This is a genomic window from uncultured Zoogloea sp. (genome assembly GCF_937894855.1).
Classification (GTDB): domain Bacteria; phylum Pseudomonadota; class Gammaproteobacteria; order Burkholderiales; family Rhodocyclaceae; genus Zoogloea; species Zoogloea oryzae.
In genome coordinates this window covers 1-24,055 of sequence record NZ_CALAYQ010000031.1, presented here as the reverse complement: position 1 = coordinate 24,055, position 24,055 = coordinate 1, and the positions used below count along the sequence as shown (strand labels likewise).

General features: G+C 64.8%; 35 protein-coding genes. 20 read left to right on the top strand and 15 right to left on the bottom strand.

The window, feature by feature from the left end:
* Positions 1-335: 335 nt before the first annotated feature.
* Complete coding sequence (locus Q0672_RS03045; RefSeq protein WP_153162747.1) at positions 336-1,316, bottom strand: PA2169 family four-helix-bundle protein; 981 nt, start codon at positions 1,314-1,316, stop codon at positions 336-338.
* 367 nt (positions 1,317-1,683) lie between these two features.
* Here Q0672_RS03045 and Q0672_RS03040 point away from each other — a divergent pair, with 367 nt between their 5' ends.
* Positions 1,684-3,108: a DUF4062 domain-containing protein gene (locus Q0672_RS03040; protein ID WP_298619587.1), complete on the top strand. Its 1,425-nt coding sequence runs from the start codon at positions 1,684-1,686 to the stop codon at positions 3,106-3,108.
* Between the two features lie 113 nt (positions 3,109-3,221).
* Here Q0672_RS03040 and Q0672_RS03035 read toward each other — a convergent pair whose 3' ends face one another.
* Genes Q0672_RS03035 through Q0672_RS02995 form a run of 9 tightly spaced genes read right to left on the bottom strand, consistent with a single transcriptional unit; the run spans position 3,222 to position 10,069 of the window.
* Positions 3,222-3,668 (bottom strand): phage virion morphogenesis protein, encoded by a 447-nt coding sequence (locus tag Q0672_RS03035; protein WP_298619584.1) that lies wholly within the window; start codon positions 3,666-3,668, stop codon positions 3,222-3,224.
* A complete protein-coding gene (locus tag Q0672_RS03030; protein ID WP_298619582.1) occupies positions 3,668-3,976 on the bottom strand; it encodes a hypothetical protein in 309 nt (102 codons plus the stop codon). Before Q0672_RS03030 ends, Q0672_RS03035 begins: the two co-directional genes overlap by 1 nt.
* Positions 3,973-5,535, bottom strand: coding sequence for a phage minor head protein (locus Q0672_RS03025; RefSeq protein ID WP_298619580.1), 1,563 nt, complete (start codon positions 5,533-5,535; stop codon positions 3,973-3,975). Before Q0672_RS03025 ends, Q0672_RS03030 begins: the two co-directional genes overlap by 4 nt.
* Positions 5,528-7,051 (bottom strand): DUF935 family protein, encoded by a 1,524-nt coding sequence (locus tag Q0672_RS03020; RefSeq protein ID WP_298619578.1) that lies wholly within the window; start codon positions 7,049-7,051, stop codon positions 5,528-5,530. The genes Q0672_RS03025 and Q0672_RS03020 overlap by 8 nt, the downstream gene beginning before the upstream one ends.
* The gene (locus Q0672_RS03015) at positions 7,044-8,663 is read right to left on the bottom strand and encodes a hypothetical protein (protein ID WP_298619576.1); all 1,620 of its coding nucleotides are present in this window, start codon (positions 8,661-8,663) and stop codon (positions 7,044-7,046) included. The genes Q0672_RS03020 and Q0672_RS03015 overlap by 8 nt, the downstream gene beginning before the upstream one ends.
* Positions 8,660-9,214, bottom strand: a complete 555-nt coding sequence (locus Q0672_RS03010) for a phage protein Gp27 family protein (protein ID WP_298619574.1) — start codon at positions 9,212-9,214, stop codon at positions 8,660-8,662. Before Q0672_RS03010 ends, Q0672_RS03015 begins: the two co-directional genes overlap by 4 nt.
* A 2-nt stretch (positions 9,215-9,216) precedes the next feature.
* The gene (locus tag Q0672_RS03005; RefSeq protein WP_298619572.1) at positions 9,217-9,510 is read right to left on the bottom strand and encodes an ArsR family transcriptional regulator; all 294 of its coding nucleotides are present in this window, start codon (positions 9,508-9,510) and stop codon (positions 9,217-9,219) included.
* Complete coding sequence (locus Q0672_RS03000; protein ID WP_298619570.1) at positions 9,507-9,821, bottom strand: DUF2730 family protein; 315 nt, start codon at positions 9,819-9,821, stop codon at positions 9,507-9,509. The genes Q0672_RS03005 and Q0672_RS03000 overlap by 4 nt, the downstream gene beginning before the upstream one ends.
* Positions 9,818-10,069: a TraR/DksA C4-type zinc finger protein gene (locus Q0672_RS02995; RefSeq protein WP_298619568.1), complete on the bottom strand. Its 252-nt coding sequence runs from the start codon at positions 10,067-10,069 to the stop codon at positions 9,818-9,820. Before Q0672_RS02995 ends, Q0672_RS03000 begins: the two co-directional genes overlap by 4 nt.
* Before the next feature lie 54 nt (positions 10,070-10,123).
* Between Q0672_RS02995 and Q0672_RS02990 the strand changes: the two genes are divergently transcribed.
* On the top strand, positions 10,124-10,489 hold the full coding sequence (locus Q0672_RS02990; RefSeq protein ID WP_298619566.1) for a hypothetical protein: 366 nt from the start codon (positions 10,124-10,126) through the stop codon (positions 10,487-10,489).
* Positions 10,490-10,577: 88 nt separating this feature from the next.
* Here Q0672_RS02990 and Q0672_RS02985 read toward each other — a convergent pair whose 3' ends face one another.
* The 4 genes from Q0672_RS02985 to Q0672_RS02970 all read right to left on the bottom strand — a co-directional run bounded on the left by Q0672_RS02985 (position 10,578) and on the right by Q0672_RS02970 (position 12,823).
* A complete protein-coding gene (locus Q0672_RS02985) occupies positions 10,578-10,790 on the bottom strand; it encodes a hypothetical protein (protein WP_298619564.1) in 213 nt (70 codons plus the stop codon).
* Positions 10,783-11,304: a lysozyme gene (locus Q0672_RS02980; RefSeq protein WP_298619562.1), complete on the bottom strand. Its 522-nt coding sequence runs from the start codon at positions 11,302-11,304 to the stop codon at positions 10,783-10,785. Before Q0672_RS02980 ends, Q0672_RS02985 begins: the two co-directional genes overlap by 8 nt.
* Before the next feature lie 69 nt (positions 11,305-11,373).
* On the bottom strand, positions 11,374-11,907 hold the full coding sequence (locus tag Q0672_RS23490; RefSeq protein ID WP_367179917.1) for a heavy metal-binding domain-containing protein: 534 nt from the start codon (positions 11,905-11,907) through the stop codon (positions 11,374-11,376).
* Between the two features lie 283 nt (positions 11,908-12,190).
* On the bottom strand, positions 12,191-12,823 hold the full coding sequence (locus tag Q0672_RS02970) for a hypothetical protein (protein ID WP_298619560.1): 633 nt from the start codon (positions 12,821-12,823) through the stop codon (positions 12,191-12,193).
* 88 nt (positions 12,824-12,911) lie between these two features.
* Between Q0672_RS02970 and Q0672_RS02965 the strand changes: the two genes are divergently transcribed.
* Positions 12,912-13,136: a hypothetical protein gene (locus Q0672_RS02965; RefSeq protein ID WP_298619558.1), complete on the top strand. Its 225-nt coding sequence runs from the start codon at positions 12,912-12,914 to the stop codon at positions 13,134-13,136.
* Positions 13,137-13,469: 333 nt separating this feature from the next.
* On the opposite strand, the gene Q0672_RS02960 is transcribed toward Q0672_RS02965, so the two are convergent.
* Positions 13,470-13,673: a hypothetical protein gene (locus Q0672_RS02960; protein ID WP_298619556.1), complete on the bottom strand. Its 204-nt coding sequence runs from the start codon at positions 13,671-13,673 to the stop codon at positions 13,470-13,472.
* Between the two features lie 112 nt (positions 13,674-13,785).
* On the opposite strand from Q0672_RS02960, the gene Q0672_RS02955 reads away from it, so the two are divergent.
* From Q0672_RS02955 to Q0672_RS02875, 17 genes are all read left to right on the top strand, one after another.
* Complete coding sequence (locus Q0672_RS02955; protein WP_298619554.1) at positions 13,786-14,250, top strand: hypothetical protein; 465 nt, start codon at positions 13,786-13,788, stop codon at positions 14,248-14,250.
* A 10-nt stretch (positions 14,251-14,260) separates the two neighbouring features.
* Positions 14,261-14,497: a hypothetical protein gene (locus Q0672_RS02950; protein WP_298619551.1), complete on the top strand. Its 237-nt coding sequence runs from the start codon at positions 14,261-14,263 to the stop codon at positions 14,495-14,497.
* Positions 14,481-14,795: a MarR family transcriptional regulator gene (locus Q0672_RS02945; RefSeq protein ID WP_298619549.1), complete on the top strand. Its 315-nt coding sequence runs from the start codon at positions 14,481-14,483 to the stop codon at positions 14,793-14,795. The genes Q0672_RS02950 and Q0672_RS02945 overlap by 17 nt, the downstream gene beginning before the upstream one ends.
* Before the next feature lie 11 nt (positions 14,796-14,806).
* The gene (locus tag Q0672_RS02940) at positions 14,807-15,748 is read left to right on the top strand and encodes a hypothetical protein (protein WP_298619547.1); all 942 of its coding nucleotides are present in this window, start codon (positions 14,807-14,809) and stop codon (positions 15,746-15,748) included.
* Positions 15,749-15,771: 23 nt separating this feature from the next.
* Entirely contained in the window at positions 15,772-17,535 is a 1,764-nt protein-coding gene (locus tag Q0672_RS02935; protein WP_298619545.1) for a transposase, read from the top strand.
* A 2-nt stretch (positions 17,536-17,537) separates the two neighbouring features.
* On the top strand, positions 17,538-18,761 hold the full coding sequence (locus Q0672_RS02930; RefSeq protein WP_298619543.1) for an AAA family ATPase: 1,224 nt from the start codon (positions 17,538-17,540) through the stop codon (positions 18,759-18,761).
* 1 nt (position 18,762) lies between these two features.
* Positions 18,763-19,215 carry a hypothetical protein gene (locus Q0672_RS02925; protein WP_298619540.1) on the top strand — a complete coding sequence of 151 codons (453 nt, stop codon included), beginning with the start codon at positions 18,763-18,765 and terminating at the stop codon, positions 19,213-19,215.
* The gene (locus Q0672_RS02920) at positions 19,212-19,640 is read left to right on the top strand and encodes a hypothetical protein (protein WP_298619537.1); all 429 of its coding nucleotides are present in this window, start codon (positions 19,212-19,214) and stop codon (positions 19,638-19,640) included. Before Q0672_RS02925 ends, Q0672_RS02920 begins: the two co-directional genes overlap by 4 nt.
* A complete protein-coding gene (locus tag Q0672_RS02915; RefSeq protein WP_298619534.1) occupies positions 19,640-19,951 on the top strand; it encodes a hypothetical protein in 312 nt (103 codons plus the stop codon). Before Q0672_RS02920 ends, Q0672_RS02915 begins: the two co-directional genes overlap by 1 nt.
* On the top strand, positions 19,944-20,582 hold the full coding sequence (locus Q0672_RS02910; protein ID WP_298619531.1) for a DUF3164 family protein: 639 nt from the start codon (positions 19,944-19,946) through the stop codon (positions 20,580-20,582). Before Q0672_RS02915 ends, Q0672_RS02910 begins: the two co-directional genes overlap by 8 nt.
* An 8-nt stretch (positions 20,583-20,590) precedes the next feature.
* A complete protein-coding gene (locus tag Q0672_RS02905) occupies positions 20,591-20,818 on the top strand; it encodes a hypothetical protein (protein ID WP_298619529.1) in 228 nt (75 codons plus the stop codon).
* Between the two features lies 1 nt (position 20,819).
* Positions 20,820-21,512 carry a DUF2786 domain-containing protein gene (locus Q0672_RS02900; RefSeq protein WP_298619526.1) on the top strand — a complete coding sequence of 231 codons (693 nt, stop codon included), beginning with the start codon at positions 20,820-20,822 and terminating at the stop codon, positions 21,510-21,512.
* A 2-nt stretch (positions 21,513-21,514) separates the two neighbouring features.
* On the top strand, positions 21,515-21,856 hold the full coding sequence (locus tag Q0672_RS02895) for a dATP/dGTP pyrophosphohydrolase domain-containing protein (RefSeq protein ID WP_298619524.1): 342 nt from the start codon (positions 21,515-21,517) through the stop codon (positions 21,854-21,856).
* The gene (locus Q0672_RS02890) at positions 21,843-22,748 is read left to right on the top strand and encodes a recombination-associated protein RdgC (RefSeq protein WP_298619522.1); all 906 of its coding nucleotides are present in this window, start codon (positions 21,843-21,845) and stop codon (positions 22,746-22,748) included. The genes Q0672_RS02895 and Q0672_RS02890 overlap by 14 nt, the downstream gene beginning before the upstream one ends.
* Positions 22,748-23,188 carry a regulatory protein GemA gene (locus tag Q0672_RS02885; protein WP_298619520.1) on the top strand — a complete coding sequence of 147 codons (441 nt, stop codon included), beginning with the start codon at positions 22,748-22,750 and terminating at the stop codon, positions 23,186-23,188. The genes Q0672_RS02890 and Q0672_RS02885 overlap by 1 nt, the downstream gene beginning before the upstream one ends.
* Positions 23,181-23,582, top strand: coding sequence for a Mor transcription activator family protein (locus tag Q0672_RS02880; RefSeq protein WP_298619518.1), 402 nt, complete (start codon positions 23,181-23,183; stop codon positions 23,580-23,582). Before Q0672_RS02885 ends, Q0672_RS02880 begins: the two co-directional genes overlap by 8 nt.
* 250 nt (positions 23,583-23,832) lie before the next feature.
* The coding region (locus tag Q0672_RS02875; RefSeq protein WP_298619516.1) for a hypothetical protein at positions 23,833-24,055 on the top strand (223 nt) is incomplete at its 3' end.

The following is a 24,055-nucleotide window of genomic DNA, read 5'->3' as shown; positions in this document are numbered from 1 at the left end:
CTTCCGTGACGGAATAACAACCCGATACAACTCGGATGTTGCAGCGCAGCATCTGCAGCGCTATTCTGCAGCTGTCTCCTCCACCCTCCTCCTTTGGTGTGGATTTAACCCGAGTGGCGCCCCCGCCCTCGGGTTTTTCTTTTGGTGCGCCGCCTGTCATGCAAACCACCAGCGGGCAAGCTCACGCCAAGCGCCGCGATGCCATCCGCCAGATCCGGCCACCTGGCTGGTGAACACACGGGCCCGCCACCGAACACGGTGACGGGCCCGCAAGCCTCAAAGGGCAGCATCCGGCAGGGTCGTTGATGGCCTTAGCGCCCCCGCCCGCAGTCGACTCAACCGAGCCCGTCGCGCAAGCGCACCATCTCCGCCAGGTTGCGGCGCACGCCTTCCAGCTGGCGCTCCACCAGGGCGCGCACCGAAGCCGGCATCGGCTTGCCGAGCGCATCCCGGAAGGTCTGCAGCGCCTCATCCTCCGCCGCGACGCACGCGTCCAGCACGATCTTGTCGTCCTCGGAGCTGAAAACCGTCTTCAGGCTGGTCCAGCCACGCATGAGCGCGCCCTGCACCGAACCATGCTCTGCCGGACGTCCGCCGAGCCGTTCGATCTCGTTGTCGAGTTCGATGACTGCCGATGCGCAATCGCCAGCGCGACGCTGCATCACCGCCGAAATCGCCGGCATCTTCGCGTGCGCCGCCGCATGACGGAAACCTTCTTCCCCGTCGCGGCTCATCACCAGCAGGGTGTTGAGGGTATCGATCAGCTCGTCGGGGTCGACGGGCTCCCCTTCGACGGCACGCGCGGTGCGGCGCGACGCAGCCCGCTCCCAGGCAGCCTGCACGGCCGGACGTGCGTCGTCCCACGCCATGTTGCGGCCCGGCGAGCGCAGCCAGTCTTCGGCGAGGCGGGATTCAGCCTCCACATACGTGCCGGGGTAGCGCTCCACCCCCAGCCAGCCATGCTCGAAAGCAGGGCGGTAGTATTCATAGGGCGTGCCCGGGCGATAGTAAGGCTCCCGAACGTGGGCGTCGGCCCAATACACATCGTCATCGGCCGCAGGCCCGATCGTATCGACCAGCGCCTTGCCGCCGGCAGCGCCGGCCACGGCGCCGATCACCCCGCCAACCGCCGCACCCACCGGGCCCGCCGTTGCCGCGCCAACCGCCACGCCGGTGGCAACGCCCGAGGCAGCCCCGCCCACCAGGCCGATCTTGGTTGCAGTGGATTTGTCGTCAGCACTTGGCGCCATCGGCGTCGTGACCTTGCCGTCAACCGGATGGGGCAGATGCTGGGTTTCGATCATTCTCTGGTTCATGGCTGTCTCCTTATCGGGTAGTGAACACGGAGTCATCTTCCCGCGTCCCGAGGAGCATCTCGATCAGCCACTGGCGCAAGCACCTGTCGGCCGGGGCCGACATCCCCGTAGGACTACCCACCCACGCAACCGGCCGCCCTGTGAAAACGGTTACACGGGGACACACGAATATTGTTGCAGCGCAGCATTTCCTCATCTATATTTGAATCGTCTCCTCCACCCTCCTCCTTTGGTGTGGATTTAACCCGAGTGGCACCCCCGCCCTCGGGTTTTTCTTTTGGTGCGCCGCCTCCGCGCAAACCGCCGGCCGACGGCCCCCGCCGCCGGTGTATCCTCACCCCGGATGAATAGCGCAAAGAGGGCGCCCATGAGCGAGGCGAGGGGTGAGGTGCAAGGCGAGGTGAAGGTCTTCCTGTCCACCGTCAGCGCGGAATTCCGCAGCTACCGCGACGCCCTGCGTCATTCCCTCGACCGCCCCAACGTCACGGTCAAGGTTCAGGAAGACTTCATCGCCACCGGCACCGAAACGCTGGACATGCTCGACCAGTACATCCGCCAGTGCGACGTGGTGATCCACCTGGTCGGCGACATGACCGGCGCGATGGCCCAGGCGCCCTCCGTCGCGGCGATCCGCACCAACCACCCCGATTTCGCCGCCAAGCTGCCGGTGGCGGCCTTCCTCGAAGCCGACGGCCCACCGCTGCCCTACACCCAATGGGAAGCCTGGCTGGCCCTCCACCACGGCAAGCGCCTCATCATCGCCGAGCCCGAACCCGGCGCCCCCCGCGCCCCCGGCTACGCCACGACGCCCGGCCAGATCGCCGCCCAGCAGGCCCACCTAGCCCGGCTGGCCAGCATCGAGCGCTTCCGCGGCATCCGCTTCCGCAACCCCGATCACCTGGCCGCCGAAGTGTGGCGCTCGGGGCTGCTCGACATACTCGTCGAAGCCGGCCTCGAGCGGCGGGTCGATTGCCTGCCCTACGCCAGCCTGGGCACGCTTTTCATGGGCCGCGATGCCGATCTCGATGCCCTCGCCACCCACCTCGGCCCGGCCCCGACAAGCGCCGAACATCCCACCGCCTGTGTGGCCCTGTGGGGCCTGGGCGGCATCGGCAAGACCCGGCTGGCGCTGGAGTACGCCTGGCGCCGAGGCAGCGGCCACCATGCCCGCCTGCTGCTGGGCGCCAGCAGCCCAGCCACCCTGCACGCCAACCTCGCCGCCCTGTGCGCTCCCGGCGCCCTCGACCTGCCCGAACACCAACTCACCGAAGAACCCCGCCGGCACGCCGCTGCGATCGCCTGGCTCAATCATCACCTCGGCTGGCTGATGATCCTCGACAACGCCGACGACGAAGCCGCCGCCACGGCGGTGGAAGCCCTGCGCGCCCGACTCACTGGCGGCCACATTGTGGTCACCAGCCGCCTGCCCAACTGGAGCGCGGCGATCCACCCGCAGGAAGTCGCCGTGCTCGCCCCCGAGGCCGCCGCCGGCTTCCTGCTGCTGCGCACCGCCAACCGCCGCGTCGCCCAACCCGACGACGAGGCCGACGCCGCCCGGCTGGCCCACGAACTGGGCTACCTCGCCCTGGCCCTCGAACAGGCCGGCGCTTACATCGCCAGGCTGCACCTCGGCTTCGGCGAGTACCTCGAACGCTGGCAGCGCCAGCGCAGCAAGGTGCTCGAATGGTTCGACCCGCGCCTGATGCAGTACCACGCCAGCGTCGCCATCACCTGGCAGACCAGCTTCGAGCAGCTCACGCCGCCCGCCCGCCGCCTGCTTAAGAACGACTGAGATATTCAGCAGGGGGCCGGCGAGATAAATCCGGGATATACCGGTTGATACGGGGAAATAGCGGGCGGCCGGGTGAAAATGTGTTTTCCTGGGCGAAAGCGCGCGGCGCGTCGTCAGGTCGAGGAAAGATACCGAGAAATCACATCGAGGATCGCGGCCTCGTCGGAGTCGGAGAGCGTGCCGGTTTCAGGGTCGGCGGTCAGAAGGCCGCGCTGCGGCATCCTCTTCGTTCCAAACTCGTGATACGCCGCATAGGGCATCCCGAAACCGTAGGTAACGCTCGACTCGTCGGCCTGGTGGTTCAGGCTGGCGAGCATGTCACCGTAGCGATCCAGGAGCCGGCCATTGCCATCCTCTGGATAGTTGGCCTTCGTGGACTCCGCCCACGGCGACCACGGCAAACCCATCGGGTCGGTCTGCGTTTCGAAGCGGTTCGAGACCCGGGTTTCCATCTCAGTGCCGATGCTATCCATCACCGGCGTCATGTCATCGATCTTGTGCCGAAGATTGCTCAGAAATTCGAGCACCGCCCGGTCGTCGATCCGGATCGTGGGCGCCATCAGAAGATCAGCTCCACGTCACCTGCCAAAGTGGTCTCCCCTTGCGGGTAGTCGGCCGCCAACTCGGTCGGAACAACGTGATGCAAACCGATGATTGCGGCCATGTCCACACGGCTCTTCAGCGGATCTGCGCTGAACGTGTGGAACGACGGAAGCGGATGAATGGAGATCCCAGCCGCGGAAGCCCACTGGCGAACGTCCTCTGCATCGCGACCAGTTACCAGCCCTTCTGTCTCGTCCCACTCGAATTCGAGCGATGAGACAGAAGGGCTGGCGGATTGAGGCGCGCAGATAAATCGGTGGATCATGGTTTCCAATGGAAAAGAAGGCCGACCACGAGGTCAAACATAGGTCTATCACCAGTATAGAGCAGGCGCAAGTTCTTCATGTCGCCGCCCAGCACATATTCCAGACCGATGCTCATCACTTCCAGTGCGCCCTTACCTCGATAGACCTTGCCCTGGTAAGGCGTCACATACTTGTCCTTGCGGGTGACTTCCTCCGGACCATAGGCCTCACCGGTGACGGTGCTCAGCTGCTCAAGCGGATCAGATCCGGTTCGTTCCCGGTGCTCCGCTTGGAAGATGCTATCCAGCTCCGGCATGACCGCTTGGAGGCGGTGGGCAAACTCGTGAACGGCACAGCTCAAATCCCCTGGTCGAACCACGCTGTAGCCCACGCCAGGTTGAAGCTTCACCACGCCAAAGCGGGGCAGCTTGACGGTATCTCCATGCTCAAAGTTGCCCTTTTCTGTGAAGTGCCAGGCGCGACTATTTGATGCCATGGCCAGCATTGGCCCAGCCAGATCGGACTGACGCGTCCAGGAGTCCGGCAGCAAGCGCGACGCATCCTTGAGTGCATCGGCCGCGGCGCCGCGGCTTTGGATCTTGATCGCGGTCGACGTCCCGACCTCACGTATGAGCTTATTGATGAGTGCGGCGTAAAGCGCTGCGGGCTCAGTTTTTCCACTCGGCAGCATGCTGGTGATCTTTGCGCCGGCATCTTTAAAGTCCGCCGCACTGACCAGCAACTGCAGCCCGTCCTTCTCCGCTGCGTCTGCGAGCTCCGCCGGCACAGATGCGAGCTTGGCCCGCGCCGCCTTCGCAAGCTGCTTCGCCCGTTCGCCCGCGACACCAGGGTTGTACGCAAAGCCCGGATCTACGCCAACCGGCACATTCATGACCTCGCCGGTGCGGTCATTGACCCATTTCCGGGTCACGTCCTCCGGCGCCGTCTTGTTGAGCGGCTCGCCGGTGGGCGACACGCCCCGGTCGTAGTCGGCCTGGCTGATCATCACGATGCGGCAGCGGCAGCGCCAGCCGTTCGGCGTCCAGTGGGTCTTCCAGAAGGGATCGCTGAGCAGCAGCGTCAGGTTGTTCCAGACTGCATGGCTCGCCCGGACAAGCTCGTCGCCCTTCGTCACATACCGCGCGTAGGGGTGCGTCGCTACAGTCCGCTGTGCCCGCTCCCACTGCCCAGCCGAGTAGGCCGTGCGCGTGTTCACGTCGAAAATCAGCTTGAGCCGTGGCGGATCGAACGTCGTGGTGACCGCATCGCCCGTCTCCGGGTCGATGATCGTCTTCTCACCCCACCAGCCCGCTCGCGCGAGGATCTCCTCGCCGTTCCGCATGTAGTCCCGCCGGGTCAAATCACCGCCGACCGACCGCGTAATCTGCTCACGGATCGACTGCAGCAGATCCAGGCGAGCCAGGCGCGACACCGTGAACTGCTGCGCGTGCTCCTCCTGCCACACGTCCCGCCAGTCGTAGCTGATCTTGAGGCTATCCCGGCCGGCCATGTAGGCCGCCGCCTCCGCGGGCGGCAGCCGGTAGGCGTCGGCAAACTCCTGAGCGGCAGATTTAGGCATCGCCCACCCCGGAGAGGCCCGCCAAATGCGTCGTCGCCGCCGCATTTGTCAGCGCTTCCTGCAGCGCCGACGGGTCCATCTTCGCCAGCAGCGACGGCAACCGGGCCAGGAATTCACCCGCCGTCTCGCCGGCCTTCACCGAAGCGTCCAACTCGGCCTGCAGCGCGGTAGCGAACGGCTGCATCATCGGCTTCCAGTCGCCCAGCGCCTCGTCCACCAGCACATCGATGACATCCGGTCCACCACCCTCCGCGAAGTTCGCCAGGTCGGCGCCGCCGGCCGGCACAGGCTTCCGGCCTGGAACCGGCGGCGTAGCCGTAGGGCCGGGCGTCGGCGCCGCGCGCTTCTTGCTCCAGCCCTCGCCGTACTTCTCCCGCACGGCCTCTTCCGACAGTTCGAATCCCATCTCCGTGATGTTCTTGTCCGTCTCCGACTCGGCCTTCTTGTCTTCCTCTTCGGAGATCTCGCGCGATACCTGGCACATGGCCAGCCCGTTGAGTTCGCAGATCCACTTGATCAGCGACTCGTTAAGCGTGTTCGACAGCAAGTCGCTGTCCGCCTGCACCAGGTCAAGCCGAACATTCGTGCGCTCCTTCGACGCCGACGCCAAAGCGCCGCCACCGCTCGTCCGAGGCTCCTGTCCAAGGACCACCTCTGCAATCCAGTCGTCCATGTACGCGCACAGGGCCTGCTGGGTGGTAACGGCGCCGGTCAGCTTGCTTTCGAGCAGCTCGATGGCGGCGCCCTCCGGCGTCATGATCACACCGTCGTTCGACAGCGCCTTCAACGCGGCAAACAGCGTCGACTTCTCCCGCGGGCTGGCGTTGCGCGGATGCCGGCCCCAGGGCGTCGGCGTGCCGAAGCGGTCGTTCAGCTTGTTCCAGCTGACGATCCCCTTCCGTTTGAAGAACACCGCCCAGTAGAGCTGCAGGCCCAGCCCGGTCCCGTAGGGGTTATCGTCTTCGGGATTCACCCGATGAACGATGAACTTCCGATCCGGCAGCTCGACGCCCTTGGTCATGGCATCGCGGGTCAGCATGCGCAGTTGCGGAATACCTGCCTCGTCCAGCACGTAGCGGAACCGGCGCTGCGCCCGCTTCACGATGCGCGCCGGCACGTAGTAGCCATCGCGTACCGTCCACACGATCTCGGACACCGCAAAGCCCCGCAGCAGCGCATCGAGAAGATCCATGCACACCTGGTCGAACGCGCAGCGCTTGAGGATGCTGGAGACGATGGCGGCATCCTTGAGGCCCGCCTCGCCTTCATCGACGGGCACCACCTGGATCTCCTCGCCGATCAACGCGTGCTTGCGCTTCTGCATGCACGAGAACACCTTCCCATCTCGCCTCAGGTCGCGATAGATCTCGCCGTTCGGATCACCCTTTTCAAGTAGCAGCGGGTCATTGGTCTGCAGGATGCCGAGATAGGTGTCCTCGTACGGGTCACGGAGCCGGTTTGCGACTTCCGTTTCCAGCTCCGGCGGCGCCGGCTGCTTGTTTGTTGGCTCAGCCATAGATGAAGTCCTCGAAATTGCTGTCAGCGCCGGCGCCGTCGCTCATGTGTTCGGTCGGAGTGACCAGATTGACCGAAGCGAACTCGCCAAGCACCAGGGAGACCGCAAAGTCGCCGTGCCGGAAGAGCTCCGGCTCCTTCAAGTCCTTGGTGTTCACCTCGGGCACCCGCGGAATGCCGTCCACGTCCTCCACCGCGCGCAGGTCTTCGTCGATATTCACGTCCCGCGGCAAGTCGTACTGGTCATCCTCGAAGTTCTTGACCATCTTCGGCATCCACTCCGCGTACCAGCCGCGGCTCAGGGTTACCTGGTGGATCATGTCGTGGCCAAATTCGTCTGCCGTGTATTCGGCGAGCGTCAGGCCCGGGCCGGTGGCGTCCATAGCCCCACCGGCCCACATGGGCAGCATGCGAATGAACGCCCACAGGATCTGCTCCTGCTGACGAGACGGAACGTTGTGCAGTTCCAGAGAAAACGGCGCGCTCCGGCGGAGGGTCTGCGTGATCTGCAGGGGCGTGATGGACGTGAAGTTCCGATGGCGGGCAAAGTCCATTCCGAACACGGTCTGCAAGCGGTCGTCGAGCAGCGTGGCCAGGGGCTTCAGGTGCATCTTGATCCACACCTCGGCGAACAGCTTCCGCTCGAGATCCGACTTCTTCACGAAGTCGTCGTCCATGGTCAGCCGCAACACCGGCCGGCCATCCTTCAGCGCCCGGTCGATCCACACGCCGGGGATGGACTTGCCACCCCCGTCGCGCGGGATTGCATCCAGCTCCTCCCGCATTGCCGCCTTGCGCGGTCCGTAGGAGTTGCGAATCTTCGTGTACCACTTCTTCTTGGCCTCGGCGGTTGCCTCCCACTGACGCATCATGCACACCCGCTCGAACAGGCCATTGCGCACTGCGTCGTCGAAGGTTGCCGTGTAAACCTGGGCGTCCTCACCGTAGCGGCCCTTCTCGATATCGTCCCGCAGCTGGTTGAACGCGTTCTTTCGTCCGTTGTGCGTCGAGATCACCCGGATCTTGCCGCCCCAGATCAGCAGCGCTGTGGCCGCCTCGAGGACGGCCGCCACGTTCTGGTGGAATGCCGCCTCGTCGATCACCACGATGCCCTGCAGGCCGCGGATGTTCGCCGGACGGCTCGACAGCGCGACGATGGAGAAGCCTGAAGAAAAGCGGATGCGGTACGCGTTGATCATCCGCGTGCTGCCATCCTCATCCTGGTCCTCGAACAGGAACTCCTCGATCCGCGAGATCCCGCTCGACTGAGCCTCAGCGATCACCCGCGCGAAGTGTGCGCAGTAGCCGATGAACTCCAGGCCCTTGTCCTTCGTGTCGGGGATGTAATAGACGTTATCGCCGCCCGCCTTCTTCTGACTGCCCGCGATCAGCGTGTCGTCCAGGGCCTCCGCGAACGTGATGCCCGTCCGCCGGCCCTTCGAGGCCAGCTTGATGGAGGCCTGAATCGCGCACCATTCGGCCTGGTGCTTCATCAGCACGCCACCTGCAATCGGATTGAGGCCCGCCGGGATTTCCTTCACCGAGGGCGGCAGCTCGTCCCACTCCACATAGCGGATCGTGTCCGCCCGGGGCTTCAGCTCCTGGGCGCTCATGCTCCGATCCCCAGCACCTTCCGGCGCCAGAAGTCCACCTGATCCTCGTCCATCCCTTGGGCCTTTGCCGCGATCTTCAACTTCTCGTCCTGCTCGGCAAGCAGCTTCTCGCGTGCCAGGCGCTCCACCTCTTTTCGCTCCTTCAGGTTCAGGCTCCGCGCCTCCTGCGCGGTTTTCGCTGCCCGCGCCAGGTCGAGCACATCCCCGATGTCCATCTCCGCGTTGCTCTGCAGCTTGCCCATGGCGTAGCGGCTGGTGAGGGTGGTGACGGCCTGGGCGAGCAGCGCGCCGGACTTCGCATCGAAGTCCTCGCCCAGCTCGCCGACAAGGGCCTCGGCCGCGGCCGCCATCTCGCGCTCGTGGCTGATCATTTCTTCAACGCTCGCCCGGTGCCGGCCCAGGGCGCTACGGCTCGGTGTCGGCTCGTCGGGAAACTCGGCCTCCAGCTCGGCGCGCAGCTCGTCCAGCGTCAGGCGGTTCTCGCGCAGCGCGCGAAAAACGTGCTTCCGGAACTCATCCGAGCGCTGGTCAATCGTGCTCTTGCGACCCATGGTCAGATCCTCGGGCGCTTCACGCCCTCGACGGTGATCCGGCCTTTCGCCACCATCTCGCCACGGTCGCGCAGGGTTGCCAGCAGCACCGAGCCGGCGTTCTCGATCTCGACCAACTCATGCTCTTCCAGCCAGCGCAGTTCGCGCTTCACGTCGGCAAGCTCCAGCGTGTGGCCGTAGCGCTCGTCGATGATCGTGCACAGCACCGAGGAGTTCGCCCGCCGGCTCGGCATCTCCGCGATCACCCGCAGCAGCACCAGCCGCGCGTCTTGAATCAGCAAATCGGAATAGCTCATTTGCGGCCCTCCTGCAGGCGGTCTTCATGGAGCAAATTAAGAATGTGGGCCGCACTCTTCAGCTCGCCCACCACTGTCGCCATGCCCGTCGACACCTCGTCCAGGCGCGCATGGATACGCTTCAAATCGTCGTGCGTCGGCGCGTGTTTCAAATCGCGCTCGATAGCGGTCAGCCGATCCGCGTGGCTCGCCAGCTTTGCATCCAGCGCATCCTTGGTCACCTTGTCCCGGCCGCTGATCGCCAGCCACACCACCGCAATCAGGTTGATCGCCTGGAGCACCAGCTTCAGCTCTTCCAGCCCCATCGTCATGCCGGCCTCCCGTTCGCCCGCGCCCGCGCTTCAAGCCAGTTGGCCTCATCCATGCAGTCGAAGCACAGCGTCACGCCCGGCACCGCCTTGCGCCGGGCCTCGCTGATCGCCTGCCCACACCCGCAGCAATGCGTGGCGCTGTCCGCCGCCGTCTTGCCGTACATGGGGTTATGGCGACGGTGCTCCTCGAGCGCGTCGCCGTTGATTTCCGCCTCTCGCTCGGAGGCGATGTCCGCAAAATCAGTCATGGTTCCAATTCCGCCGCACACGCCGCATGGACGCGTCGGCAATCGTGATAGAGGTTGAGCAAGTCGGCGGCCCACCGACGAAACGCCGGCAGGCCGCCATCATTCAGTTCCAGCACCGCCGGGCACGCCACCTGGCAGGCCACCGGCGGAAGCGGGCGGACCGTCATTTCCGGCCCGGATCGCATCGTTGAGCACGCGCACAGACTCAGCATCCAGCCCACAATCAGCAGGTGCCGGCCGGCGCGCCAGGTCACGTTCAAGCGCATCGCGTCGCCTCAGCTGGTCCAGACGCGCCGCTGCTTGCGCTTTTCCGGCCTCGACGGCCGCACGCTGGCGAGCCGCCGCATCTGCTCGCTCCTGCCGAGCGGCATCGCGAGCAAGTTCGGCGTGGGCCAGCTCGCAGGCCCGCGCACCGGATGAATAGCCGGCCTGGTGGATGCGCCACGCGCCACCGCCCACAAGCAGCACCACCGCACAAACCGCGACAAGGCGAACGGTCGAAACCACATCACGCCTCCGTGTCGTGCCCGCGCCGGCACAGCGCCTGGCTCGTCACCACGCGCAAAAGCGCATTGACGACCGGCAGGGCTACGGCGATAGCTACATAGAAATTGACGGGGAGAAGCGGCTGCAGCAGGCCCGTATTGGCCTCCAGGGCGACCAGGGCGGCCGCCGCCGCATTGACCCAGATCATCCGGGAGCGGGTCCAGGGCTTAGCCATAACGCCTCCCGGGGCGAGTCGCCCGCAGCCGGGCGCGTTCGTTGGCAATGGTCGAATCGGAGCACCCGCCGAACATCATCGCCTCGCAGGCACGGCGGATTTCCAGCCCGCGCAGGCGCTGTCCGTTTGCGAAAACCCACTTCGCAAACTCGGCCTCAGCGCCCTTCAGATCGCCCGCCTTGATCCGCTTGAGCAGCGTCGACGTATCGAAAGCCCCAACGCCGATGTTGAACACCAGCGCCGCCAGGGCATCGAACCGGAACTGAGCGGTGCCCGCCGGCAACACCGCATTCAGAAACACCTCGACAGTGCCCAGATCGGCGCGCAGCAGCTCGCGTGCCTCGACCAGCGAAAGGCGCGCCTTCGTGAGAGTCGGCTCGGATTTACGGATGACGTGCCCGAAGCCAGTGGTCCACTTGCCTGCGGGGCACAGGTACGGCGTAGCCGCAAAGTCCTCGAAGGACTCAATCAGCGCAATGCCGCGGGGAGAGGTTTTAAGCGGTGGGGTCAGCATGCCGGCGATGGTGCCGGCGTGCGCGCGAGGGGGCTAAATGAACGGGGTCAATTATTGACCCAGGGCGAATCAGGCCAGCTTGACGGCCGTTCCGCTTGCTACGACGAACAGCATGGATTTACCGCCGCCCGAGAATTCGCTGTAGTCGAGATCCACGCCCACTACGGCATCCGCGCCCAAGGCGAAGGCCTCGGCGCGCAGCTCCAGCATGGCGGTGCGGCGGGCGTCGCGTAGGACGCCTTGGGTCGATCCGCTACGGCCGCCGGTGGCATCGGTCACACTCGCAAAAAAGTCGCGGAGAATGTTCATGCCGTAGGCGCATTCGGCCGAAACCACGTCGACGGATGCGGCAATGGTGCGGCCGGGAATCTCCGGCGTCGTGGATACCGGCATCCTGGCGATCACCTGAACAAGCTGTTCGCGCGGAATGAACTCGCGCGGAATCCCCGTCCAGTCACCTGAGCGCCGTGCCATCGCCACACGCTCTTTCAGATCGATAGCGGCGTTGACCTTCGCATAGATCGCACCGCAGTTCGGGCATTCATAGTCCGGAGCAGTGTCGGTCGGACGGCGGGCGTAATGGCATTTCGCGCAGGTGGTCATGAGAATCAAGTGTGTGCTTAATCTTGTGCCCGATCAGGCACAGGAGATTCCAGGATCACTTCGTCAATCATGAAAGTGACGCCCCGAAATCTCCATCGTGTTGGGGATGAACCAGTCTGCACCGGGGACCGTGACTTTCCAAACTGCTCATCCAAAAACGCTTTCATCGCCTTTTCGATTTCTTCTTTTTTCACCACAGTATCAATCCGCATAACCTGTACGGAATGATAGGCGGAGTCCTTGACAGAATTTTACTTGCACCCGCCTTGCGTCGTGTCGGCGATCACGAAACCAACCTGATCTGGGCACGGACGGTGTCCGTATCCAGAGATGCGCCAGCCCGCTGCCACGCCATCAGCAAGTCCACCAGCTCGAATAGCTTTTCGCTGGAAAGAGAGCGGCCCGTGTCGTGAAGTGCATCGACAGTGACCGCCAAAGTCTCGACCCACGTCAGGCCGCTGCCATCGGCGTCCCCGATTGGCGTCACCATCGCAACCTGATCCGGAGCCGGCCCCGCTTTCGGCTTCTCGATCTCACCACGGTTTAGCAGCGCCTCCCCAATCAGCCTGCCGTCCTCAGCAGGATCGCCCGTCATCAAAACCTGCAGCCGCTTCCGGCCAAGTTCGTTCAGGGGCAAAGCCGAGACCACCGCGTTCATGTGGTTGATGGCCTGCATACGGCTGACGAATTCATCCTGGTTTTCCTCTTCGATCATCGGCCCTTCGCCAGTAATCAGCCACTCCGGGTTGATTCGAAGTTTCGTGACAAGGGCCCTGCTCTCCTCAGGCTTCAGCTTTTGAGCTGTGCCCCCCGCCAGGCGCTTTACCCGAGCAAGGGATACGCCGAGCACATCGGCCAACTCCTGCTGCTTCAGTTTGAAGTGCTCCATGACCCTGCCAATGAGTACGGAAATCATACTTTTCCTGTTGACTGGTACGTTTTTCGTACCTAATATTCACAACACGCAACCACGTAACCACAACAGTTTCCACAAAGGGGCCGTCATGCCGCAGCTCAAAACCCGCCAGCAGTTCCGAGAAGAGTGCGCCCTCAAGGGCCTCCCTCTCGCCTCCGTAGCCAAGCGCTACGGGTTCAACCTCAACCTCTTCTACGAGATCGTCAATGACGACGACGCCAACCCCCGTCGCAAGTGCCTGCGCGGCGAGTCCCACAACATCGCAGTCACCATCGGCATCAAGGCCGGTGAAGTGTCTCGCGCTGCCGCGTGAGGCCCGCCATGTTCATCCGTGACTACAGCATCAACGTCATGACCGACTGCGACGACAGCTTCTTTTACGCCTGTCCGGCCCGTAACTACGAATCCCTCGTCATCTGGTGCATGGGGGCCTGAGCCATGACCAGTCACTCCATCCTCGGCGGACTTCGCCGTATTGATGAATGCCTGTGCATCTACTTCGCTGGCGCTATTTATGACGCCTCCAGCATTCCCAGGGTCATGGTTGGCGAATACCTCGAAGTTCCGACGCAAACAGTTATCGAACCCGGCCTCACCGTGTTTTTCGGGTGGGGCCTGGACAAGATCGTGGCTGTCATCCCTCGCCTCAGCCCGCCTTCAGTGCATCAACGGCCTTCTCAAGCGCTGCTTGGCCGGCCGCTGTCTTCGCCAGGAACGACAGCACCCCAAGTTGCTGGTGGATCGCCACAAAGCACTTCTGCATTACCACGCCGGCTTCGCAATCGGGGCCGTACTGGTCCCAAGCCGAGCAGGCCCGTGCATTCGGGCAGCGTGAGGTCGAGGCGTTCATCGCGGTTCTCCTGGGTGGTTGATTGACGCCCCGAAGTTTAGCCACGCAAAACACATTTTAGCCGCATCGAAACCGCCATTTGTTTAGAAAACAGAACGCAATCGAACATCCAATGAACGCCCGACATTCGAAACCCGTCCCCACCAGCCTGCGCGCTGCCTTCGAGGCGGACAAGGTGCACGCCCTCAAACATCGGCGCCTGTCCATCGAACGCCTGGCCGAGCTGATGGCCACCACGCCGGCCACGCTCTACAAGTGGATCGAGCAGGAGAGCATGCCCGCCCGCGCCCTGATCGCCTGGCAGCACCTCACCGGCGCCAACAATGTGGTGCGCTACCTGGCCGCCTGCGAAGCCGCCGTGGTCGTCGCCGTGCCCTGCGGCCGCAGCGCCACCGCCGAGGACGTGCATGTGCTGCAGGCCACCCTCAACGGCGCCGTCGGCGCGCTGCTCGGCTACATGAGCGGCGAGACCGACCGCGACATGACCCTCGGCAAGCTCGGCGCCGGCCTGGAGGGCCTCGCCTGGCACCGCGAGAACGTGCGCAAGTCCGACCAACCCGAACTCGACCTCAACTGAAGGAGCCGCAATGTCCTACGACCAACAGCAATTTGAAGAGGCCAAGGCCGCTGTCGAGCGCCTGTCGGCCTACATGAAGGACGCCCGCAGCATCGAAGACTTTGCCCGCCGCATGGCCGCCGATGTGGAGAGCCCGTTCTTCAGCTTTGACATGCTGGCCCACGTCACCACCCACACCAACCTCATCGATGCCCTGCTCGATGAGGCCGCCGCTGCCTTCGACGACCACGATGACCACCAAGGCTGACACCTACGGCACCGGAGAATTTGCCGCCCGGATCTGCAGCGCGATCGTGCTGCTGGCCGGCCACACCCGCCATGGTCTTGCGCCCTCTGAGATCGCCAAGAAGCTGGGCACCAGCCCCGCCAACGTCACCCGCCTGGTGGCCCAGCTCAAGAGCAATGGCTTTGTGGAAGACACGCCCCTCAAGCGCCTGCGCTTGGGGCCCAAGGTGGTGCAGATCGCCCTGAGCCACCTGTCTGACATGCGGCAGGGCGAAGACGAACTGGCCGACTTGCGCCGCCGCTACACCCCGAAAAACTGATTGAGACTGCCATGCCCCGCCCGCCCAAAAACATCGACCTTCAGCCCGCCTTCGCCACCACCGACGAAGCCCTGCACGCTGGCCACACCGAAACCCTCTCACGCGAAGCCGACCTGGTTGCGATCAAGCGAGGCTTGAGCGACGACCGCGACCTGGTGAATCAGCTGCTAGGGCAAGTTCAGATGGCCCGCTCATTCGCCCGTTTTGCCGACGTCGTCAGTTTGACCAAGCTGAAGCACATCAAGGAAACCAAGATGTACCGGGCCTTGGCGGGCAAAAAGGCGTTTGACCCCGATGGAAACGAAATTGCCGACGTCGGCACTTTCGACGGATTTTGCCAAGCGCTAGGTCTGTCGCGGTCGAAGGTCGACGAAGACCTGACGAATCTCACCGCTTTCGGCGAAGAGGCGATGAAGAGCCTGTCGGCCATCGGCATCGGCTACCGGGAGCTGCGCCAGTACCGCCGCCTGCCCGAAGACCAGAAGAGCGCCCTGATCGAAGCCGCCAAGTCTGGCGACAAGGATTCGTTCCTGGAGCTGGCCGAAGACCTGATCGCCAAGCACGCCCGCGAGAAGGAAGAGGCCCAACGCCAGATTGAAGAGCTCAAGGCCGAGGAGAAAGCCAAGGAAGAGCTGCTCGCCGACAAGAACAAGCTGCTCGACGCCGAGCGCGCCAAGGTGAAGCGCATCCAGGCCGCCCCGGCCGATGAGCGGCTCGACCAACTGCGCAAAGAGATCACCTCGATTGCCGACGATGCCCGCGGCGCCATCATCGGCCAGCTTCGCGCCGGGCTTGCCGCGCTGCAGGACCACCACCGGGACGCTGGCGGCGACAGCGACCTTTGGGCCGCAGGCGTCGTGGGTCAGTTGTTCAAAGACCTCACCATCATTCGCGACGAGTTCGGCATCCCCGACCTGGCGGGCGCCGAAGTGCCCGAGTGGCTGGCTAAGTGACCTTGGCACGAGCGAGCCAGGCCATGAACCCCGCCCTTGTCGATTCTGTGCTCGCTGTGCACCGTGCCGCCACTGCGGCCGGCCACGGCGGCAAGGAGGCGGTCTACGCCGAAGCCTGCCAGCGCCTCGGCATGACCCGTTCAACGTTGATGCGAAAGATCAAGGAAGCCGCAGTGAAACCTCCCCGCAAGCAGCGTGACGACGCCGGCGACGTATCGCTCAAGCGCGAAGAAGCCGTCAAGATCAGCGCCGTCCTGATGGAGAGCCTGCGCAAGAACAACAAGCGCCTGCTCAGCATCGGGCAAGCCGTCTCCATGCTGCGCGCCAACGGCGAGATTCGTGCCGAGCGCATCGACCCCGCCACCGGAGAGTGCATCCCCCTTTCAGATAGCGCGATCGCCCGCGCCCTGCGCGCCTACGGGCTCCACCCCGACCAGCTGCTGCGCGCCGCGCCGGCCTCCGAGCTGAAGAGCCTGCACCCCAACCATGTGTGGCAGATCGACGCCTCGCTTTGCGTCCTCTACTACCTCAACGCCAAAACTGAAAAGGAGGCCGGCCTTCAGGTGATGGAAGCCAAGAAGTTCTACAAGAACAAGCCGGCCAACCTCAAGCGCATCGAGAACGACCGGGTGTGGTCCTACGAGGTTACCGACCATAACTCGGGCAGCATCTTCCTCAACTACGTGCTTGGCGCAGAGTCCGCCGCCAACCTGGCTGAGAGCTTCATCCTTGCCATCGAGCACCTGGATGATGACCCCTGGAAGCTCCACGGCGTGCCCTTCATCCTCATGATGGATATGGGCTCCGCCAACACCTCGGGCAGCTTCAAGAACCTGCTGCGTCGTCTGCAGGTCGAGCCGATGCCCCACGCCCCCGAGAACGCCCGCGCCACCGGCCAGGTGGAAAACGCCCGCAACATCATCGAGCGCAGCTTTGAATCAGCCCTGCGCTTCGCGCCGGTCAGCAGCCTGGAAGAACTCAACGCCAAGGCCCGGGAGTGGGCACGCTGGTACAACGCCACCAAGGTGCACAGCCGCCTCGGAACGACCCGCCTGCAGCAGTGGATGACGATCACCCAGGACCAGCTGCGCCTGGTGGACGCCGACCTTGCCCGCAAGCTTCTCACCAGCGAGCCAGAGCGCCGCAAGGTCTCCGATACGCTCACGGTGCAGTTTGGCGGGCAGGAGTTCGACGTGCAGGGCATCCCGCGCGTGATGGTCGGCGAGTGGCTCAACGTCACCTACAGCCCGTACCAGCCCAAGGCCGCTCTGGTGGTGGACACCGACGAGCAGGGCCACGAAACCCTTACCCCGATCCCGCTGGTCGAGCGTGACGCCGCCGGCTTCCGGCTCGACGCCAACGTGATCGGCGAGGACTGGCGCCGCCCGGCCGATACGCTGGCCGACACCCACCGCAAGGAGGTCGAGCGTGTGGCGATGGACGTTGCCACCGACGCCGAGGCCGAAGCCGCCCGCAAGGCCAAGGCCCTGCCGTTCGGTGGCCGTATCGACCCCTGGAAGGAAATCGAGCAGACCGAGCTGCCGACCATCCTGCCGCGCCGCGGAACCGGGCTGCAGGTCGGCGTGACTGCCTCTGCCGGGCCGGCGGTGATGCTCTCCCTGTTCGAAGCCGCCGCAGAGCTGCGCCGCCTGGGCGTGGCGATGGACCCCGAGAAGAACCGTCAGATCGCCGCCCTCTATCCGGACGGCGTGCCGGAAACCGAAATCAGCAACCTTGCGCAGCGCCTCACCGTGCGTGCCGGCCTGCGTGTCGTCGGAGGAGCATGACCATGGATCAACGCGTATCACCCGACCAACCCGCGCCGGCTACCCACCTGGCCTGCGTTCTCGCCCGCATCGGCGCCACCCAGGGCGATCTGTACCGCGGCATCGGCATGGCCCGGTCGGTCTGCAGCCGCATCGTCGCCCACGACGAATGGCCCAAGCGCCGCGCCGATCAATACCGGGCAAACATCGCCCGCTGGCTCGAATCGAAGGGAGCCAGCGCGGAAGACGTTTCCACCTTCGAAAAAGAAATGGCCCCGGCAAGTTCGCACCTTGCCGAGGCCTCTCCTGAAGAACCCGCAACCACGCAAGCACAACAAGAGGACCACATGCTACTACGCAACGAGACTTTGACGGCCGAGGCCAAGGCACATTTCGGCCTGCGCCGCAGCCCGTTCATTGACGACATCGCCACCCGCGCCGACGTGTTTCAGTGCCCGTCCATGCGCATGGCCCGCGCCGCGCTCATGGACTGCGCCATGAATCACGGCTTCCTCGCCCTGGTCGGCGAGTCCGGCGCCGGCAAGACGACCCTGCGTGAAGAGCTCGAGCAGCGCATCCTCGACGAGAACAAGCCCGTCATCGTCATCAAGCCCTACGTGATCGAGATGGAGGCCAATGACATCAAGGGCCGCGCCATGAAGTCCGGCCAGATCGCCGAGTCCATCATCACCACCCTCGCGCCGACCTCCACACTCAAGAGCAGCGCTCAGGCCCGCGCCAAGCAGGCCCACGACCTGCTGTCGGCATCGGTCGCCGCCGGCTACTCGCACCTCCTGATCATCGAAGAGGCCCACCGCCTGCCCAAGGCCACGCTCAAGCACCTGAAGGGCTTCATGGAGCTCAAGCGCGGCATGCAGCGCCTGCTCGGCGTCGCGCTGATCGGGCAGACCGAACTCGGCGTGCTCCTCAGCGAGCAGAACCCCGAGGTGCGCGAGATCGTCCAGCGCTGCGAAGTGATCAACATGCGCCCGCTCGACAACGACCTCGCCGACTACCTCACGCACAAGTTCGCCCGCATGGACATCCGCATCGGCGACGTCCTCGCCGATGACGCCATCGACGCGATCCGCGCCCGACTGGTGCGCACGCCCCGCGGCGGCCGCGCCACTGACACCGTGTCGATCTGCTACCCGCTGGTCGTCAACAACCTGGTCACCCGTGCCATGAACGCTGCAGCAGCGGTGGGCTTTCCCAAGGTTGATGCTCAAGTGATCGGAGGGTGCTGAGATGCGAGCCAATCACCCCCGTTCCGAGTTCGGCCGTCGCAAGGCCGAGCTGTTCAATGAACGCTTCGCGCTTGGTGATCTCGTCGCCGTCCACCGCGTCCCGGGCGAGCCCGCCACCTGGGACCGCGTTTTTGCCCCGGCCTACGGCGCCGGCGACGGTGCCATGGTCGAACTGGCCAGCAGTCTCGTACCGGTCGATACCGACATCGTGATGCAGCTCGACCTCCTGCCTCCCGGTGACGCCCGGCGCGAAGCCTATCAGGCGCACGACGGCGCCACCGAGCCTTACACCTACCGCTTCACGGCGGATGTGCGCTGGTGGGTGATCGCCCTCGCGTTTGTCCTCGGCTTTGCCGCTGCAGTGCTGTTGGCCTTGGTTCAGCCTGTGCGCAGCGCGACGCCTGCGAGCTACGCCCCGGCGGAGGTCGCTTCGGACGTGGGAGAGACAGCATGAGCGCCACCCTCACTCCGCTGCTTCAAGACCCCGATTCCGCCCGCGCCGAGGCCAATCGCTTGATCGCTGCGCTGCATGCGGAGGCCGCCGGCCTCGAGCGCACGCTGCAGGAGACCTTCTCGGAGCCCGACATGCTCGCCCTCGCGCAGCGCTCCGCCGACTTGACCTTTGCCGGCGTGCTGCTGGAGGCGTTCGCGTCCGGCATTGCGCTTTCGACGCCCAACCCCGCCACCGGCGCCTATCTGGTTGAGCGAATCAATCCATCGGAGCGCCTGCCCGACAACACCGAAACGGTGCTCGTCTGGTCGGACAGCGAAGACAACCTGCCTTGGCTCGGCTGGTACGACGGCACCACCTGGTGGTACGTCGATTCGACGCCCATCCAGCGCGTCGACGGCTGGGCGTACCGCCCGGGAGGCCGCTGATGGACGCCCAATCCGCCCGCTGGCTGGACGAGAGCATCGCGGCACTCCATTCCGCCACCACGGCCCTCCGTGAGCTTGACGTCGAGATCCTCGGTGCAGGCGCTTGCACCCGCCGCGCTCCCACGATCCATGTTGTCGAACCCGGCCCGATCCCCCAGGACGGCCGCTACGTGCGCTGCGTGCTCGACCGCTCCACCCATTACGCCGTCCCGTTCATGGGCTGCGAGGTGGTGTGGATCGAGCCGCCCGTGGTGCCCGCACCGCCCACCCATTTCACCGAAATCAACGAAAGGACCGCCACTCATGGCTGAACAGCAATCCACTACCGCGCCCGCTGCCATTCCCGAAGGCTACATGCGCAACCCCGCCGGCCACCTCGTGCCGCGCGACCAGGTGCGCCAGCAGGATCTGCTGCGCGATGCCGTCGCCAGCAAGCTTGCGGCAGACGCCATCGAGATTAACCGCCTGCTGCGTGAGTTCAAGGCGCTGGCCCTGGGCGACATCGCCGACCTGGTCAAGATCAGCGCCGAGAAATACAAGGTCAGCCTCGGCGGCGAGAAGGGAAACGTCACTGTCGCCACCTTCGACGGCCGTTACAAGATCATCCGCGCCCACGCCGAGCGAATCGTCTTTACCGAGGAAATCGAGGCAGCCCGCGCGCTGGTAACCGCCTGCATCGTGCGCTGGAGCGAGGGCGCCAACGCGAACATCCGCGCCCTCGTTGACCGCGCATTCCGGACCGACTCCAAGGGCCAGATCAAGATGAGCGCCGTTCTCGAGCTGCTCCGCCTCGAGATCGACGATGAAGAGTGGAAGAACGCCATGGAGGCAATCCGCGACAGCATCCAGAGCACCGGCACCGCCGTCTATGTCCGCGTCTATGAGCGCGTCGAGGGCACTGACCAGTACCGGCCGATCTCCCTCGACCTCGCGACCGCGTAGGAGGCTCCATGGAATACATCACCGCGATGAGCAACGCGTCCGGTTCGTGGGCGCTCCTGGGCCGATTTCCCGACACTCGGACAACGCGCGTCAGCCTGGACGGCTGTTGCAGCACGCTCCATCGCCTGTCTGACCGCCGCACCCACTTCAAACTGGTGGATGCATCCGGGAATACCCTCGCCACGCTCAAGGACGGAGCCGTCCGCTTCGAGCCCGTTAATGAAGGAGGCCACTGACATGGCCGACGACAAGATCCTCGACAAGATCAAGAAGTGCCTGGTGCTGGCATCCAGCGCCAACGAGCACGAAGCGGCCGCCGCGCTCCGCCAGGCGCAGAAGCTGATGGAGGCTCACGGCATCTCTGATCAGGACGTGCTCGCGTCCAAGGCCGGCGAGGCAGCAACCAAAGCAGGCGCCGTGGATAAGCCGGCTGAGTGGGAGTGGGGCCTCGCCGCCCGCATCGCTGATGCGTTTGGCTGCAAGGTCGTGCATTCCCGCCGCACCTGGACGATCGCCGAGTGGAAGTTCATCGGCGCCGGCGCCGCGCCGGAGATCGCCAGCTACGCCTTCCAGGTGCTGTTTCGCCAGGCAAAGAAAGCCCGGGCCGAATACATGGCCAGTGCCCTGAAGCGCGTACGCCGCCCGAGCGTAAAGACGACGCGCGCAGATCTCTTCTGCGAGGGCTGGGTCCAGACCGCAATGAGCGCCGTCACGTCCTGGACGCACACACAAGAACAGGCTGACGCCGTTCAGGCATACATCGCGAGTCACTTCCCGAACCTGGGCCAGCTGACGACCAAGAACCGCGCCCCAGCCAATCTGCGAGAGCACCACGTCAACGATCTGCAGAACGGCCTCAGCGCCGGTCTTGACGCGGTTCTCAACCGCGGCGTTGGCGCTAACGCAACGCCGGCCGCGCTGGAGGGCTGACCATGACCATCAAAGGCTTCGACCTTGTCGAACACCTCGCGCGCCAGTGGGCGTTCTCGTTGTGCGCTTTCGGCCCCGGCGACCGCCTCCCCGGAAACCTCGCGCACATCCGCAAAGAGCTTGCCGAGATTGAGGCGGACCCCGCCGACATCATGGAGTGGGCGGACCTGATTCTCCTGGCTTTCGACAGTGCCCTGCGCCAGGGCTTTGAGCCCGCGGACATCGTGGCCGCCGTTGCTGTCAAGCAAGCGATCAACGAGCGCCGGCTGTGGCCCGACTGGCGTGAAGTGCCGGAAGGCACCCCCATCGAACACATCAAGGATTCCAGCCATGTGGTTCCGTAACCTTCAGATCTACCGCCTGCCCGAGAACTGGGCGCTCACCGCCGACACGCTGCAGGAGAAGCTCGCCGCCCGCGGCTTCCAGCCCTGCGGGAGCCAGGACATGGCCAGCCGCGGCTGGAGCTCGCCCACCAAGGACGACCGCTTCGTGCTGCCGGTGAAAGGCCATTTCCTCATCTCGCTGGCCGTCGAGCAGAAGCTGCTCCCCTCGTCGGTGGTCAATGACGTGGCCGCTGACAAGGCCGAGATGATCGAGGCCCAGCAGGGCTACAAGCCCAGCCGAAAGCAGATGAAGGAGATCAAGGAAGCGGTGCTCCAGGAGCTGCTGCCCCGCGCCTTCACCCGCCGCCGCCGCGTGTTCGCGTGGATCGACCCGGTGGGCGGCTGGCTGGTCATCGACGCTGTCAGCCAGGCCCGTGCCGAGGAAGTCCTCGAGGCCCTGCGCGACACCCTCGACGAGCTGCCGGTGAAGATGGTGAGGACGAAGCTCTCGCCGGTGTCGGTGATGACCGGTTGGCTGGCCGGCGGCGAGGCTGCGGCCAGCTTCACTATCGACTCGGATTGCGAGCTCGAGGCGGTCACCGATGAGCACAGTGCCGTGCGCTACGTGCGCCACGCGCTGGACGGCAAGGACGTGCAGGACCACCTGGCCGCCGGCAAGCTGCCGACGCGCCTGGCGCTCACCTTCGGCGACCGGGTGAGCTTCGTCCTCACCGAGAAGATGGAGATCAAGCGGGTTGCCTTCCTCGACGTCATCAAGGAGGAAGCCGACAAGAACGCCGAATCCGCCGACATGCAGATGGAGGCCGACTTCGCCCTGATGAGCGGTGAGCTGTCGCGGTTGATCCCGGCGCTGGTCGGTGTGCTGGGCGGCGAAGACGCGGAGGTGGTGTGATGGCCAGCGCCCCCTTCAGCGCCGCCCGCGCCGGCCAACACGCTGCCCTAGTGCGCCAGGTTCATGTGGCAAAAAGTTGGCTCAAGCTCGACGACGACACCTACCGTGCGGCGCTCGCAGCCCGGTCGGGTGGTAAGGTCAGCAGCACAGCCTGCACCGTCGTCGAGCTGAAGGCCGTGCTCGAGCACTTCCACACTGCCGGCTTCCCGCGGCCCGGCGGCAGTGCCAAGCGCGTGGCCCTCACCGCGCCCCAGCGCAAGATGTGGAGCCTGTGGCAGCAGCTCGCCGACGCCGGCAGGGTGCGCGACCGCAGCATGAAAGGCCTTTTGGCGTGGGTGAAGGGGCAGACGGAGAACAGCGTCGAGGCGCTGGCCTTCCTGACGCCGGCGCAGGAGCGCACCCTGATCGAATCGCTCAAGCAGTGGGTTGATCGTGGCTAAACGTGGCCAGCGCTTCACGCGCACGACCATGGAGATCCTGCGGCCGCTTCATGCGGCCCTGGGCTCCGACTACCCGGAGATCTGGCGAACGATTGCCGAGTGCGTCTATATCGGCATTCTCGACGATGTCCCGGATGTGGAGCTGCGCGTCAAGATGACAATCCGGGCGACCGACGTCCAGCGCGCCGAGTTGGGCGGCCAACAACCTTACCTTCCCAAGGGCGGCGGCTACGATGCCGCTTGCCAGTACCGCGAGCTGTATGCGCGGTTCAATGGTCGCAACATTCCAGAGCTGGCTGCAGAGTCTGGTGTCTGTATTCGCGTCCTGTACAAGCATTTTGCCGTTTTGAGGCAGGCGGAAATTGAGGCCCGCCAAGGGCGTTTGGCTATCTAGCCGCCACCGACGTAGCGCCCCCTGGCTTTGGGATTAGCTGGGAGCGTTTGGGAGCGGTACGCGCCAATAATTGATCCCGTTCATTTATCGACATCGCCTCGCGCGTGGGACATTTCCGTGATCAAACACGGAGAGCCTCACAATGTCGATTGCCAAGATTCTGGACACCATTCGTCGCGTTGGCGGGACCGGTGTCCCGGGTGGCCCGCTTTCCTGGTCGTCCATCACAGGAAAGCCCACGTTTTCCCCGGTGGCGTACACGGGCGATTACAACGATCTCGCCAACCGTCCGCCGAGCTCGCCGGGCGGTGCCAGCACCCCGACCAACCTCGCTGTCGCCGCCCGTGGCGCCACCACCCTGGACGTCACCTCCGACACCGGCACCGACGCCACCCTGCCGGCCGCCACCTCCGCACTCGCCGGCCTCATGTCCGCCGCGGATAAAACCAAGCTCGACGGCCTGTCTGGTGCTG

Coding starts and splice junctions, on each gene's coding strand:
- Q0672_RS03045 (WP_153162747.1), bottom strand. CDS start 1,316: ATGAACCAGAGAATGATCGAAACCCAGCATCTGCCCCATCCGGTTGAC.
- Q0672_RS03040 (WP_298619587.1), top strand. CDS start 1,684: ATGAGCGAGGCGAGGGGTGAGGTGCAAGGCGAGGTGAAGGTCTTCCTG.
- Q0672_RS03035 (WP_298619584.1), bottom strand. CDS start 3,668: ATGGCGCCCACGATCCGGATCGACGACCGGGCGGTGCTCGAATTTCTG.
- Q0672_RS03030 (WP_298619582.1), bottom strand. CDS start 3,976: ATGATCCACCGATTTATCTGCGCGCCTCAATCCGCCAGCCCTTCTGTC.
- Q0672_RS03025 (WP_298619580.1), bottom strand. CDS start 5,535: ATGCCTAAATCTGCCGCTCAGGAGTTTGCCGACGCCTACCGGCTGCCG.
- Q0672_RS03020 (WP_298619578.1), bottom strand. CDS start 7,051: ATGGCTGAGCCAACAAACAAGCAGCCGGCGCCGCCGGAGCTGGAAACG.
- Q0672_RS03015 (WP_298619576.1), bottom strand. CDS start 8,663: ATGAGCGCCCAGGAGCTGAAGCCCCGGGCGGACACGATCCGCTATGTG.
- Q0672_RS03010 (WP_298619574.1), bottom strand. CDS start 9,214: ATGGGTCGCAAGAGCACGATTGACCAGCGCTCGGATGAGTTCCGGAAG.
- Q0672_RS03005 (WP_298619572.1), bottom strand. CDS start 9,510: ATGAGCTATTCCGATTTGCTGATTCAAGACGCGCGGCTGGTGCTGCTG.
- Q0672_RS03000 (WP_298619570.1), bottom strand. CDS start 9,821: ATGACGATGGGGCTGGAAGAGCTGAAGCTGGTGCTCCAGGCGATCAAC.
- Q0672_RS02995 (WP_298619568.1), bottom strand. CDS start 10,069: ATGACTGATTTTGCGGACATCGCCTCCGAGCGAGAGGCGGAAATCAAC.
- Q0672_RS02985 (WP_298619564.1), bottom strand. CDS start 10,790: ATGGCTAAGCCCTGGACCCGCTCCCGGATGATCTGGGTCAATGCGGCG.
- Q0672_RS02980 (WP_298619562.1), bottom strand. CDS start 11,304: ATGCTGACCCCACCGCTTAAAACCTCTCCCCGCGGCATTGCGCTGATT.
- Q0672_RS23490 (WP_367179917.1), bottom strand. CDS start 11,907: ATGACCACCTGCGCGAAATGCCATTACGCCCGCCGTCCGACCGACACT.
- Q0672_RS02970 (WP_298619560.1), bottom strand. CDS start 12,823: ATGATTTCCGTACTCATTGGCAGGGTCATGGAGCACTTCAAACTGAAG.
- Q0672_RS02965 (WP_298619558.1), top strand. CDS start 12,912: ATGCCGCAGCTCAAAACCCGCCAGCAGTTCCGAGAAGAGTGCGCCCTC.
- Q0672_RS02960 (WP_298619556.1), bottom strand. CDS start 13,673: ATGAACGCCTCGACCTCACGCTGCCCGAATGCACGGGCCTGCTCGGCT.
- Q0672_RS02955 (WP_298619554.1), top strand. CDS start 13,786: ATGAACGCCCGACATTCGAAACCCGTCCCCACCAGCCTGCGCGCTGCC.
- Q0672_RS02950 (WP_298619551.1), top strand. CDS start 14,261: ATGTCCTACGACCAACAGCAATTTGAAGAGGCCAAGGCCGCTGTCGAG.
- Q0672_RS02945 (WP_298619549.1), top strand. CDS start 14,481: ATGACCACCAAGGCTGACACCTACGGCACCGGAGAATTTGCCGCCCGG.
- Q0672_RS02940 (WP_298619547.1), top strand. CDS start 14,807: ATGCCCCGCCCGCCCAAAAACATCGACCTTCAGCCCGCCTTCGCCACC.
- Q0672_RS02935 (WP_298619545.1), top strand. CDS start 15,772: ATGAACCCCGCCCTTGTCGATTCTGTGCTCGCTGTGCACCGTGCCGCC.
- Q0672_RS02930 (WP_298619543.1), top strand. CDS start 17,538: ATGGATCAACGCGTATCACCCGACCAACCCGCGCCGGCTACCCACCTG.
- Q0672_RS02925 (WP_298619540.1), top strand. CDS start 18,763: ATGCGAGCCAATCACCCCCGTTCCGAGTTCGGCCGTCGCAAGGCCGAG.
- Q0672_RS02920 (WP_298619537.1), top strand. CDS start 19,212: ATGAGCGCCACCCTCACTCCGCTGCTTCAAGACCCCGATTCCGCCCGC.
- Q0672_RS02915 (WP_298619534.1), top strand. CDS start 19,640: ATGGACGCCCAATCCGCCCGCTGGCTGGACGAGAGCATCGCGGCACTC.
- Q0672_RS02910 (WP_298619531.1), top strand. CDS start 19,944: ATGGCTGAACAGCAATCCACTACCGCGCCCGCTGCCATTCCCGAAGGC.
- Q0672_RS02905 (WP_298619529.1), top strand. CDS start 20,591: ATGGAATACATCACCGCGATGAGCAACGCGTCCGGTTCGTGGGCGCTC.
- Q0672_RS02900 (WP_298619526.1), top strand. CDS start 20,820: ATGGCCGACGACAAGATCCTCGACAAGATCAAGAAGTGCCTGGTGCTG.
- Q0672_RS02895 (WP_298619524.1), top strand. CDS start 21,515: ATGACCATCAAAGGCTTCGACCTTGTCGAACACCTCGCGCGCCAGTGG.
- Q0672_RS02890 (WP_298619522.1), top strand. CDS start 21,843: ATGTGGTTCCGTAACCTTCAGATCTACCGCCTGCCCGAGAACTGGGCG.
- Q0672_RS02885 (WP_298619520.1), top strand. CDS start 22,748: ATGGCCAGCGCCCCCTTCAGCGCCGCCCGCGCCGGCCAACACGCTGCC.